Source organism: Mycobacteroides franklinii, assembly GCF_001853795.1.
Lineage (GTDB): Bacteria > Actinomycetota > Actinomycetes > Mycobacteriales > Mycobacteriaceae > Mycobacterium > Mycobacterium franklinii.
The window spans coordinates 1,465,729-1,478,764 of the sequence record NZ_MLIK01000019.1; the positions used below are offsets into that span (position 1 = coordinate 1,465,729).

General features: G+C 61.0%; 9 protein-coding genes. 5 read left to right on the plus strand and 4 right to left on the minus strand.

From position 1 onward, the window contains the following. The first annotated feature begins 1 nt into the window (after window position 1). Window positions 2-991 (plus strand): aldo/keto reductase, encoded by a 990-nt coding sequence (locus BKG76_RS14720; RefSeq protein ID WP_070938282.1) that lies wholly within the window; start codon window positions 2-4, stop codon window positions 989-991. Between the two features lie 17 nt (window positions 992-1,008). Here BKG76_RS14720 and BKG76_RS14725 read toward each other — a convergent pair whose 3' ends face one another. Both BKG76_RS14725 and ramB read right to left on the minus strand, forming a co-directional pair. Further along, window positions 1,009-1,542 carry a carboxymuconolactone decarboxylase family protein gene (locus BKG76_RS14725; RefSeq protein ID WP_070938283.1) on the minus strand — a complete coding sequence of 178 codons (534 nt, stop codon included), beginning with the start codon at window positions 1,540-1,542 and terminating at the stop codon, window positions 1,009-1,011. Further along, window positions 1,539-2,981, minus strand: a complete 1,443-nt coding sequence (gene ramB / locus BKG76_RS14730; protein ID WP_070938284.1) for an acetate metabolism transcriptional regulator RamB — start codon at window positions 2,979-2,981, stop codon at window positions 1,539-1,541. Before ramB ends, BKG76_RS14725 begins: the two co-directional genes overlap by 4 nt. A gap of 540 nt (window positions 2,982-3,521) precedes the next feature. Between ramB and BKG76_RS14735 the strand changes: the two genes are divergently transcribed. Genes BKG76_RS14735 through BKG76_RS14745 form a run of 3 tightly spaced genes read left to right on the plus strand, consistent with a single transcriptional unit; the run spans window position 3,522 to window position 9,780 of the window. Then, the gene (locus tag BKG76_RS14735) at window positions 3,522-3,938 is read left to right on the plus strand and encodes an MmpS family protein (RefSeq protein WP_109420750.1); all 417 of its coding nucleotides are present in this window, start codon (window positions 3,522-3,524) and stop codon (window positions 3,936-3,938) included. Then, the gene (locus tag BKG76_RS14740) at window positions 3,935-6,814 is read left to right on the plus strand and encodes an MMPL/RND family transporter (protein ID WP_070938286.1); all 2,880 of its coding nucleotides are present in this window, start codon (window positions 3,935-3,937) and stop codon (window positions 6,812-6,814) included. The genes BKG76_RS14735 and BKG76_RS14740 overlap by 4 nt, the downstream gene beginning before the upstream one ends. Before the next feature lie 11 nt (window positions 6,815-6,825). Next, on the plus strand, window positions 6,826-9,780 hold the full coding sequence (locus BKG76_RS14745) for an MMPL/RND family transporter (protein ID WP_070939246.1): 2,955 nt from the start codon (window positions 6,826-6,828) through the stop codon (window positions 9,778-9,780). 110 nt (window positions 9,781-9,890) lie between these two features. Here BKG76_RS14745 and BKG76_RS14750 read toward each other — a convergent pair whose 3' ends face one another. After that, the gene (locus BKG76_RS14750) at window positions 9,891-10,229 is read right to left on the minus strand and encodes a hemophore-related protein (RefSeq protein WP_070938287.1); all 339 of its coding nucleotides are present in this window, start codon (window positions 10,227-10,229) and stop codon (window positions 9,891-9,893) included. Between the two features lie 135 nt (window positions 10,230-10,364). Next, window positions 10,365-11,231: a glucose-1-phosphate thymidylyltransferase RfbA gene (rfbA, locus tag BKG76_RS14755; RefSeq protein ID WP_070938288.1), complete on the minus strand. Its 867-nt coding sequence runs from the start codon at window positions 11,229-11,231 to the stop codon at window positions 10,365-10,367. A 476-nt stretch (window positions 11,232-11,707) separates the two neighbouring features. Between rfbA and BKG76_RS14760 the strand changes: the two genes are divergently transcribed. Continuing rightward, window positions 11,708-12,967, plus strand: a complete 1,260-nt coding sequence (locus BKG76_RS14760) for a glycosyltransferase (protein WP_070938289.1) — start codon at window positions 11,708-11,710, stop codon at window positions 12,965-12,967. The last annotated feature ends 69 nt before the right edge of the window (window positions 12,968-13,036 follow it).

Here is a 13,036-nt window from a genome sequence, read left to right on the forward strand (position 1 = left end):
CATGAAGTACACGCAGCTCGGTGCGCTATCGGTATCAAGGATCGGCCTGGGTGCCATGTCGATGTCTGCCTACTACCGCGCGATCGGCGCGGAAGACAGTCCGGATGAGGCGACGTCGATCCGCACGCTGCACCATGCGTTGGACCTGGGCGTCAGCTTGATCGATACCGCGGAGATCTACGGACCGTACGTCAACGAGGAACTCGTGGGTAAGGCCATTGCGGGCCGACGTGAAGACGTTGTTCTCGCCACCAAATTCGGGCTGGTGTCCCATGCGCATGGTGGACCGCAGGTTGTCGAGAGTGCTCCGGCGAACATCGCGATCGCGGTTGAGGGATCGTTGCGGCGGCTCGGTGTCGACCATATCGATCTCTACTACCAGCATCGCGTCGATCCGAACGTTCCTATCGAGGACACCATCGGGGCGGTGACCGAGCTGGTACAGCACGGCAAAGTTCGGCATATCGGGCTGTCGGAGGCCTCTGCCGGGACGCTTCGCCGTGCGCACGCCGTCCATCCGATAACCGCGCTGCAGTCCGAGTATTCGTTGTGGACCCGCGATATCGAGGACGAGATTTTGCCGACGCTCAGGGAGCTCGGCGTCGGGCTGGTCGCCTATTCCCCCCTTGGCCGTGGCTTTCTCGCGGGAGCCATCAGCTCGCGAGATCAACTGGCGGAGGGCGACTTCCGCAAAGAACAGCCCAGATTTAGCGCAGACAACTTCGACGAGAACCTGGCGCTTGTCGAAGAGGTTCGCTCGGTGGCCGCCACCATCGGGGTTTCCAGCGCGCAAGTGGCGCTGGCGTGGCTGCTTTCTCGCGGTGACGATGTGGTGCCGATCCCCGGCACCACGAAGGCCTCGCGGGTCAGTGAGAACGTCGGTGCGGTGGATATCGAGCTGCTACCCGAGCAACTCGCGCGTCTCGACAGCCTTGCGCCTGCGACCGGAGATCGATACAGCGCCGAACATCTCGCCCGCTTGGACGGCTAGCCGCGATGGGCTCCCATTCAGTGATCCAGTGGGATCCGCAGCGACGACATGGTCGCGGCCAGCCCGTCGTACTGAGTGACAAGCAGGCAAAAGCCGATGAGTTGGCGGCGGTCGAAGAACTTCGAGAGTCCTTCCCACGCGTCATCGGAGAGCGTTCTGGTGGTGAGGATCTCGTCCACACCGGTGATGAGCGCACGTTCCTTGTCGGTGAGTCCCTCGGCGCCGGCCCCGGCGAAGATCCGCTCCTGATATGCGGGATCGATACCGGCGGCCTTGGCGATACGCGTGTGGTGTTGCAGTTCGTACTCGCATTCGCGCACGTGGGCCACGCGCAGGATGACCACCTCGGTGTCGCGGGCGGACAGCTTGGTGCCGCGCAGGATGGCTCCGGAGTAGGCCAGCCACGGCCAGAATCGGACTCCTGTTTGTCCGAGCGTGGTCGCCAGATGCATCTCCGGCACGCTGATCGCGCGCGCCATGCCCTTGGCAATCACCCAGTTGATCGGTCCGAGCTCGCGCAGACCACCTGACGGGATACGGCCACTGCTCACGGGTGGGATCCTTCCTGCAGAACGAGGTATGGCGACACCGTACTGCGATGCTCATCCAGGTCGAGCGCCCGCCCGAGCGCGGGGAACGCGCGTTGGGGACAGTTGTCACGCTCGCACACGCGGCAACCCACGCCGATGGGCGTCGTCGCACCCTCGGAGGACAGGTCCAGGCCCTGCGAATAGACGAGCCGGTGCGCATGCCTCAATTCGCAACCCAGCCCGATGGCGAATGTCTTGCCGGGCTGGCCGTACCGCGACGCGCGCCGCTCAACGGTGCGTGCCACCCACAGGTAGTTGCGTCCGTCGGGCATCTGCGCCACCTGGACCAGTATCTTGCCCGGATTGCCGAAGGTCTCGTACACGTTCCACAGCGGGCAGGTACCGCCGCTGGAGGAGAAATGAAACCCGGTGGCCGACTGGCGTTTCGACATGTTTCCGGCACGATCCACCCGCACAAACGAGAACGGAACTCCACGCATCGACGGACGCTGCAGGGTGGACAGCCGGTGACAGACGGTCTCGTAGCTCACCGAGTAGAAGGCCGAGAGCCGCTCGATGTCGTACTGGAAATCTTCTGCCACTCCGTGGAACTGGCGATACGGCAGGACCGTGGCGGCGGCGAAGTAGTTGGCCAGACCCAGCCGCGCCAGCTTCCGCGATTCCTCGGAGGTGAACTTGCCATCGTCGACCATGGTGTCGATGAGATCGCCGTACTCCAGGTAGGCCAACTCGGTGGCCAGCTTGAAAACCTGTTGTCCGCCGGAGAGGTGATTGCTGATTTCCAGCGTCTTGGACCCCGGGTCGTACTTGTGCAGGACGCTGTCGCCCAGGTCGATACGCCGGGCAATCTGCACGCCGTGCACTTCGGTGAGGCGGTCGGCGATCTCGCGTGCGAGATCCGCGCGGTGCATGCGCATTCGGACGGTCAGATCTTCGGCCGCGGTGTCGAGCTCATGGAGATAGTTGTGCCGCTGATAGAAGTAGTCACGCACCTCTTCATGCGGCATGGTGATCGAACCCGTCCCCGAGCTCGCACCACTGCCGTCGGTGTATCGGTCTTCTGTCGCCGCGGCCAACTGCGTGGTGGTGATCCGATAGCGCCGATGCAGGTTCACCATGGCGCGGGCCAATGCGGGATGTCCGGCGACCACATCGGCGATCTCCGCGGGATCTACGTCGATGTCCAGGTCTTTGTCCTGCACGACCTCGCGCAGCTCGGCAATGAGGCGGCTGTCGTCTTGAGAGGAGAAGAAGGTCGCGTCGACACCGAAGACCTCGGTGATGCGCAGCAAGACGGCGACGGTCAGCGGTCGGACGTCATGCTCGATTTGGTTGAGATAGCTCGGGGAGATCTCCAGCATCTGGGCAAGTGCAGCCTGACTGAACCCGCGCTCACTCCGGAGTTGACGAAGGCGCCCTCCAACGTACGTTTTGGACACGTTGGCCAGCGTACGCGCATTGCGAATTCTGGCTTCGCAGTCTTGGCAAGGATTAGACCCATCCAGGATCGTCGTTCCGCACCACCGAGGATCGGCCCGGATGTCACCGAGCGATCAAGCTGGTTTGCTTTCTGGGGTCACCACGGTGGGGACAACCGGCGAACATGTCTGGCTCGGCGGCGTCTCGCTATGACCGGCGTCACTCGGACGGGTTGATGGGCCTCGAGGTCATAAAGAGGGGTCTCAGCTGCTGATTAACTATCTGTTCACCCATTCTGTGAATACGAAAAATCTGGCCACGATCGTTGCTCGGGTTTCCTTGCAGTAAATCTGTACACGCCTGTATCCCACATAGCGTGCTAATCAATGGATATCGGGTCTGCAACGGGTACATACGCGGCTCTCATGCATGGTCTAATCTTTAACGGCCGGGGAGCACCGCTGAGGTGTTCCGCGTTTTGCAATTTGGGATGGTGCAGGTCCGAGCATGGTGCCGGGATGCGGAGATAGACGAGGAGGGTTACGATTCTTCGGCTTTTGATGCGTCTGTGGATTCCACTGCTGGTGCTTGCGGTAATTGCCATCGGCGGATTTACGGTGTCGCGGCTCCATGGTGTATTCGGTAACGAGAAGCGCCCTTCGTACGCTGATACGAATGCGAGTGACGCTAAATCGTTTGATCCCAAGAAGATGTCTTACGAGGTTTTCGGATCGCCGGGAAACGTAGCCGATATCAGCTATTTCGACGTCAATGGCGACCCCCTGTTCATTCAAAAAGTCCCGCTTCCGTGGTCCGTCAAATTCGAGATCGGCAAGACCACCGCGGTGGGCAGCATCATGGCGCAGGGTGATGGCAGCAGCATCGGCTGCCGCATCATCGTTGACGATGAGGTCAAATCCGAGAAGGTGACAAACCAAACCAACGCGTTTACCTCGTGCCTCCTGAAGGCCGCATGAGCGCGGACGGCGGCAAAGTCAAATCGCATCGGCCGATAATGGCGACGATTATCCGCCGGGGTGCGGTATTCATTATTTTGGGCTGGCTGGCGATCACGGTCTTACTGACCGTCAAGGTGCCACCGCTGGAGATCGTCGAGCGAGAGCATTCGGTCTCACTTAGCCCTCCGGATGCGCCGTCCGTCAAGGCGATGACGCAGATGGGCAAGGTTTTCCAGGAGTCCAATTCCGAGAGTGTCGCGGTCATCGTGCTCGAGGGGGAGAACTCTCTCGGCGACGATGCGCATAAGTATTACGACGCCGTCATTCGCCAATTGAAAGATGATCCGAAGCATGTGCAGCATGTCCAGGATTTCTGGGGTGATCCACTGACCGCTGGTGCCGCGCAGAGCGCCGACGGAAAAGCCGCATATGTGCAATTGAATCTCACCGGCCGTTTTGGCCAGGCTGAAGCTAATGAATCGGTGGAAGCCGTTCAGAAGGTGGTCAAGGACACCCCGGGGTTGCCGCCGGGCGTGAAGGCCTATGTAACGGGACCAGCGGCCATCGTCTCGGATATGGCCGAGAGCGGAAACCGCACGGTCGTCCTCATCACCATGGTGAGCGTCGGCGTGATCTTCCTGATGCTGCTTCTGCTCTACCGATCGATCATCACGGTCATCATCCTGCTGTTCACGGTCGGCATCGAGTTGCAGGTCGCGCGCGGTCTCGTCGCGTTCCTCGGTATGCACGGAATCGTGGGCCTGACCACCTTCGTGGTCAACCTTCTGGTCTCCGTCGGCATTGCCGCGGGCACAGACTACGGAATCTTCTTCGCAGGGCGTTATCAGGAAGCACGCCAGGCCGGCGAGGATCGCGAATCGGCCTACTACACCGCCTACAAGGGTGTGGCGAAGGTCGTTCTGGCATCGGGTCTGACCATCGCCGGAGCCATCGCATGCCTGCACTTCACCCGCCTGCCCTACTTCAAGCCACTGGGTATCCCCGGTGCGGTGGGCATCCTGGTGGCGGTGGCGGTGGCGCTGACCCTGGTGCCGGCGTGCATCGCCGCAGGCAGCCGCTTCGGTGTGTTCGACCCGAAGCGACAGGTGACGACACGTCGCTGGCGGCGGATCGGTACCGCGATCGTGCGATGGCCCGGACCGATCCTTGCCGCCACCATTGCGATTTCACTGATCGGTCTGTTGACGCTGCCCGGATACAACCCGAGCTACACCGATGCGAAGTTCATCCCGCAAGACATCCCCGCGACACAGGGACTGATCGCGGCTTCGCGGCACTTCCCGGAATCAAAGATGGCCACACCGGACATCCTGTTGATCGAGGCCAATCACGATATGCGTAACTCGGCCGACCTCCTGGTGTTGAACAGGCTGGCCAAGGCCGTGTTCGCGGTTCCGGGCATCGCCAACGTGCAGTCGATTACGCGGCCCGAGGGAACGCAGATCGAACACTCCTCGGTGCCGTTCATGCTGAGCATGTCGAACGCGAGCCAGCGACTGAGCCTGCCCTTCCAGCGGGCGCGCATGGATGACATGCTCAAACAGGCCGACGATATGTCGACGACGATCGCGCTCATGCAGCGCATGTCGGACCTGATGGGTCAGATGGTGGACACCACGCACCGCATGGTCAGCACCACCAAGGACCTCCAGCAGGACATGCGGACGCTCCGCGATCACATCGAGGATTTCGAAGACTTCTGGCGGCCGATCCGTAACTACTTCTACTGGGACAAGCACTGCTTCGACATCCCGATCTGCTGGTCCATCAGGTCGATCTTCGACGCGCTTGATGGCGTTGATCAGGTGACCGACAAGATGCAGACCCTGGTTGGCGACCTCGACGAGCTGGACAAGTTGATGCCGCAGCTGCTTGAACAGTTCCCCATCATGATCGAGACCATGAAGAGCACGCGCGAATCGATGCTGACGATGCACAGCACGATGTCCGGCATCTTCGCCCAGATGGATGAGTCCACGGAGAATTCGACGGCCATGGGCAAGGCCTTCGACGCGTCGAAGAACGACGACTCCTTCTATCTGCCGCCCGATGTCCTGAAGAACAAGGACTTCCAGCGCGTCTTGAAGATCTTCATGTCGCCGGACGGAAAGTCCTCGCGCATGCTGATATCTCAACGGGGAGATCCAGCGACGCCCGAAGGTATCTCACGGGTCGAGCCGATCAAGACCGCCGCGGAAGAAGCGCTCAAGGGGACCCCGCTCGAGCACGCCAAGCTCTCCCTGGCGGGCACGGCGGCCGGCGTCAGTGAGCTGGTCGAGGGATCGAAATACGATCTGCTGATCGCGGGTGTCGCGGCGCTGTGCCTCATCTTCATCATCATGTTGTTGATGACACGCAGCCTGGTGGCGGCCGTGGTGATCGTCGGCACGGTAGCGCTGTCGCTCGGCGCATCCTTCGGTCTGTCAGTCCTTGTCTGGCAACACATTTGCGGCATACAGATCAACTGGGTGGTATTGGCGATGTCCGTCATCGTCTTGCTCGCGGTGGGGTCTGACTACAACCTGCTGCTGGTCTCACGCATGAAGGAAGAGTTGGGCGCCGGGCTGAACACCGGCATCATCCGCGCGATGGGTGGTACGGGCAAGGTCGTGACGGCAGCCGGGCTGGTGTTCGCGGCGACTATGGGCTCGATGATCGTCAGTGACCTGCTCACCATCGGACAGGTCGGAACCACGATCGGCCTTGGTCTGCTGTTTGACACCCTGATCGTGCGGGCCTTCATGACACCGTCGATTGCGGCGCTCCTGGGCCGGTGGTTCTGGTGGCCGCTGCAGGTGTCTCCCCGCCCAGTCGGTGCGGTGCGCAGGTGGAGGGGGCCGCGCCTGGTCCGCTCGGTGCTGCAGAGGAACTGATGAAACCGGGTATGAGTGCTGAGACAGACTCGGCGCGCTCGCGGCCGTTCATCGCGCGGACAATTCGCACGCTGTCGCCCCTGATCATCCTCGGGTGGCTGGTTCTGATCCTGTATACGACGCTGGCGTCGGTCAATTGGGACTGGAGCAAGGCGATCCCCGCGCTGGAAACGGTGGGGGATGAGCGTTCGGTGTCACTGATGCCGCAGGATGCGCCGGCCGTGAAGGCCATTCTGCGGATGGGCAAGGACTTCAACGAGTCGAACTCGGACAGTTCCGCCATGATCGTTCTCGAGGGCAAGGAACCACTCGGCGAGGACGCGCATCAGTACTACGCCGAGCTGGTTCGCCAGCTGCGAAACGACCCCAAGCACGTGGAACACGTGCAGGATCTGTGGGGCGATCGGCTGACTTCGTCGAGTGTGCAGAGTCCTGACGAAAAAGCTGCCTATGTGCAGGTGAATCTCGTGGGCAACCAAGGCACTGCGCAGGGCGACCAGTCGGTGGCCGCGATCCGCGAGATCGTCACACGCACGTCGCCGTCGGCTCCCAAGGATGTCGAGACCTATGTGGCCGGTGCCGCGCCGCTGGCCTCGGACATGCAGCACGCGGGCAACAAATCGATTCTGAAGATCACCGCGGTCACGGTCGTCATCATCTTCACGCTGCTACTGATCCTCTATCGCTCCGTCATCACGGTGATCCTGCTGCTGATCATGGTGGGAGTCGAGCTGGCAGCGGCTCGTGGCATCGTCGCGTATCTCGGCCACCACGACTTTTTCGTGCTCTCGACCTTCGCCGTCAACATGCTGGTCTTCCTGAGCATCGCGGCCGGCACCGATTACGGGATCTTCTTTTTCGGCCGATATCAAGAGGCGCGCCAGGCGGGCCAAGACCGGGAGATGGCCTACTACACCACGTATCGCAGCGTCGCCCCTGTGGTCTTGGCATCCGGTGTGACCATCGCCGGAGCCATCCTGTGTCTGCACTTCACCCGGTTGCCCTACTTCCAGACGATGGGTGTTCCGTGCGCCATCGGCATGCTTGCGGCGGTGGCTGTCGCGGTGACCTTGGTCCCCGCGGGTATCGCGGTGGCAAGCCGATTCGGTCTGCTCGAACCCAAGCGCAAGTTGCGGGTTCAGCGGTGGCGCGCAATTGGCACGGCAGTGGTCCGCTGGCCCGCGCCGATTCTGGTGGCCTCGCTGGTGGCGGCACTGGTCGGACTATCCACCCTGCCGGGCTACAAGACGAGCTATAACGATCGGCTCTACATCTCCAGCGATATTCCGGCGAACCAGGGATTCGCCGCGGCTCAACGCCACTTCTCCGAGTCGCGGCTCACGCCCGACGTGTTGCTGATCGAAACCGACCGGGACCTTCGGAACCCTGCGGATTTCCTGGTGCTGAACAAGGTGGCCAAGGCCATCTTCAAGGTGCGTGGAGTCTCGCGCGTGCAGGGAATTACCCGCCCAGAGGGAACACCGATCGCCAACACCTCGGTGCCCTTCTTGCTGAGTCTGCAAAGTGCCGGACAGGTGCAGGCGCAGCGTTTTCAGAAGAAGCGGATCGGCGACATGCAAAAGCAGGCCGACGATATGGGCAAGATGATCTCGACGATGCAGCGCACATATGGCGTGATGAAGAAGATGTCGGAGACGACACATCGGATGACGGCCGACACGCACGAGGTGCAGCAGATGACCGACGACCTGCGCGGCAGCATCGCTCTCTTTGACGACTTCCTTCGACCGATCCGTAATTATTTCTATTGGGACAAGCACTGTTTCGACATCCCGATCTGCTGGTCCATCAGGTCGATTTTTGATGCCCTGGACGGTGCGGATGCGCTTGACGACGGGCTGGTCGAGCTCGTCAAGAACATGGACAAGCTGGACGCGATCATGCCGCAGCTGCTCGTTCAGTTCCCGCAGATGATCGAGGTCATGCAGAGCATGCGGACCTCGGTGCTCACCATGTACGCCACCATGTCGGGCCAGTTCGCCCAGATGGATGAGACCACCGACGACGTTATGGCAATGGGTCAGGCCTTCGACGCGTCGAAGAACGACGATTCGTTCTTCCTGCCTCCCGAGGTGTTCAGCAATCCAGACTTCAAGCGCGCCATGAGCTCGTTCCTATCACCGGATGGAAAGACGGTGCGGTTCATCATCTCTCACAACGGTGACCCCATGTCGCCGGAGGGCATAACGCGGATCGAGCAGGTGCGGAACGCGGCTGAGGAAGCGCTCAAGGGGACGCCTCTTGTCGGTGGCAAGGTCTATATCGCGGGGGCCGCGTCGACGGCCAAGGACTGGAAAGACGGCTCGACATACGACCTGTTGATCGCGGGTATTGCGGCGATCTGCCTGGTGTTCATCATCATGCTCATTACCACCCGAAGTTTCATCGCGGCTTTGGTGATCGTCGGTACCGTGGCGCTCTCGCTAGGCGCGTCCTTCGGTTTGTCCGTGCTGCTGTGGCAGTACGTCCTGGGGATCAATCTGCACTGGATGGTGCTGGCGATGTCCGTGATCATCCTCTTGGCGGTCGGCTCGGACTACAACCTGCTGTTGGTCTCCCGTATGAAAGAGGAGTTGGGCGCCGGGCTGAACACCGGCATCATCCGCGCGATGGGTGGCACCGGAAAGGTGGTCACATCGGCCGGGTTGGTGTTCGCGGCGACGATGGCTTCGATGGTCGTCAGCGATCTACAGATCATCGGACAGATCGGCACCACCATCGGCCTGGGTCTGCTCTTCGACACCCTGATCGTGCGCTCCTTCATGACCCCGGCGATCGCGGCTCTGCTGGGCCGGTGGTTCTGGTGGCCACAGCGCGTGCGGCCACGCCCGCCGAGTGCACTGCTGGAGCCCGTAGGTGCGGCCGCGGCCGCACCCGCGCAACGGCCCAATGCCCACTACGACGACGAGGGACCAACCACCGAGTTCCCACGGCTATCTGAGTAGATTTTCTTGCCGTTCAACCGGTTTCATATCGATTGTTTACCCGACTAAACCTGAAGGGCCGGGCGCGACAAGGTAGTCGCGCCCGGCCCTTCAGGTCTGTCTGGTCGGCCTCAGTACTTGTGGCAGCTGCGTACCATCTGCTGGAACACCGGTATGACGTACTCGATGCCCTGATTCCCCTTGACTTGGTTGATCATGCTCACCCGCTTGTCCTTTGGTGAGCTGAGGAACTCCTGCATGAACTGCTGATTCGGTGGCGATTGGTCGAAATACTGTGCGGCCATGGGATTCTCCGCGTGTAGTGCCGCGTTCGCCTGGTCGTAGGTACAGGTGGTGTTCACCATCTCGTCGGTAGCGGGGTCAGCGGAAGCCAGCCCGGCTCCGGCGCTCAACGCCAAGGTGATACCACCAACAGCGGCGACAGTTTTCGTCAGTGACAGTTTGTTCATGTTCTCAATTGCCTCCTCGTACCGACCACATCAACTTTACGTATTCAGCTGCACGTGAGGCCTGAGGTGCTCCCAGGCCCATACCTATTTATACGTCGAACAATCCGTTGCGTTACTGCCGACCAGAACATCGGGCTATTTCCGCTGCAAGAGCTCAAGTAGATAACTCCCATACCCAGACTTGAGGAGCTTTTGGGCGCGTGCGGCGAGCTGGTCGTCGTTGATGAAACCGGCGTGCCACGCTATTTCTTCCGGCACGCCGATTTTTAGACCCTGGCGGCGTTCGATGGTGCGCACGTAATCGCTCGCGTCAAGAAGCGAATCGAACGTGCCCGTGTCCAGCCAGGCGGTCCCGCGCGGTAGGACCTCGACGGAGAGTCGCCCTTGATCCAGGTAGATCTGGTTGATCTCTGTTATCTCGTATTCACCGCGCGCTGACTTCTGAAGCGAGCGCGCAATCTCAATGACATCGTTGTCGTAGAAGTACAACCCAGGAACCGCATAATGAGATTTCGGTACCGCGGGCTTCTCTTCCAGGGACAGGGGTACGCCGGCGGCGTCGAATTCGACCACGCCGTATGCCGACGGATTGGCAACCCAGTACGCGAAAATCGCCCCACCGTCGATGTTCTCGAACCTGCGCAGGCTCGTGCCCAGGCCGGGGCCGTAGAACACGTTGTCGCCCAGTGCGAGCATCGCCGTGTCGGAGCCGATATGTTCGGCCCCTATGACAAACGCCTGTGCCAGCCCCTCCGGTTGGGGTTGCACGGCGTAGCTCAAGTTGATGCCGAAGGCGGAGCCATCGCCGAGGAGACGCTCGAATGCCGGGGCGTCGGCCGGTGTGGTGATGATCAGGATGTCGCGGACGCCAGCCATGATCAGGGTGGACAACGGGTAGTAGACCAGCGGTTTGTCGTAAACCGGTAGCAGCTGCTTGCTGACACCCATCGTTATCGGGTGTAGGCGAGTACCTGAACCGCCCGCGAGAATTATTCCGCGCAATGTGTCCTCCTACTCGACGACAAATACGAAGGGCTCGTTGCGTTCTGTTGCGGCGGGAAGTTTTTTCATGGTGCCGTAGCGCAACACGAGTCAGCCTAACGTGTATGAAGGCGCGATGCCGGTGGAACGAAATGTAGGCAGTAGTCCGCCCGGCCGCATCGCCGAGCAGTCGGGCGAGACCAGTCCGTGACGAGCGTTCTACGCGCCCGATGTTCAGCCGGAATAATGCGAGAGCCGGTGTGCCCGTGGCCCGCTGGTATTGCATTGCCGCTTCCAATCGGAGCAGTTGATTTACCTGGGCAATGCGTTAAAGCCAATTCGTTCAGCCATAGCTGCATCCACATTATTGAATGTGGAGACGTACGTGCGCTCATTATGTTGAGGCTATCCGCGGCGCATCAGATCGGTAATAATGGCCGACAGCACCGACGGCCATTCTGTGAGTGCACAGACATATCGGGGAGGTCGATACCGTCATGAGATTTGCCATGGCAAGTTATGGCACGCGCGGTGATATCGAACCTGCCGTTGCTGTCGGACGAGAACTGCAGCGCCGGGGCCATGAAGTGCGCATGGCGGTCCCACCTGACTTGATTACTTTCGTGGAGTCGGTGGGACTTTCAGCGGTGCCCTATGGAATTCATGTGGGACCACAGCTCGATGAGTACCGAGACCTATGGACGTCGTGGACCCGGCATTTTTGGCGGCTACAGGACCTGGTCGCGTTATGTCGTCAGGCGCTGAAACTGGTGACTGAACAGTGGTCGGAGATGAGTCGGACCCTGGTGTCGGTGGCGGAGGGGGCGGATCTTCTGTCGACCAGCGTGGGTTATGAGGAGCCGGCCGCCAATGTCGCGGAGTTCTATGGGATCCCGTTGGTCGCGCTGCACACCATGCCGTGGCGTCCTAATGGTCAGCTTTTTCCGACCCTTCCGTCGCGGCTGACCCGCACCGCGATGACCGCGTACGACTGGCTGACCTGGCGGGTGACCAAGCGGGCCGAAGATGCACAACGGCGAGACCTCGGATTGCCGCAGGCGACAAGCCCTTCGCCGCAGCGGATAGGTCAGCGCGACTCGCTGGAAGTTCAAGCCTACGACGACATTTGCTTCGAGGGATTGGCCGACGAGTGGGCGAAATTCGGTGATCGGCGACCCTTTGTGGGTGCTCTGACGATGGAGCTGACGACCGCGGCCGACGACGAGGTCATGTCGTGGATAGCTGCTGGGCCACCGCCCATATGCTTTGCGTCGGGCAGCATCCCCGTCGAATCTCCAGCGGAGACAGTCGAGATGATTAGTTCGGCGTGCGCAGAATTGGGGGAGCGGGCGTTGATATGCGCGGGCGCGACCGATTTCAGCGGCGTGCGAACCTCCGAACATGTCAAAGTGGTCGGAGTGGTGAGCTACGCGGCGGTATTTCCGGTGAGCCGGGCGATCGTTCATCATGGCGGTTCGGGTACCACGGCGGCCAGCTTGCGTGCGGGAGTGCCCACCTTGATCCTCTGGACGGTCGGTGATCAGCCGTTCTGGGGAAATCAGCTCAAACGCATGAGAGTGGGCACATCCCGACGCTTTTCGACCACGACCCGAGATTCGTTGGTCTCCGATCTGCGTCAGATTCTTACCCCGGAATGCGCGACGCGGGCGCGAGCGATCGCTCCCCACATGTCCAAGCCGCACGATAGCGTCAGTAGAGCTGCCGACCTGCTGGAGGCGAGAGCCGCCCGCGCGTAGGTCAGTTGCCCGCAGGCCACAGCTTGCGACAGTTCATCCCCGCACGACTGAACCACCACCATCGATATC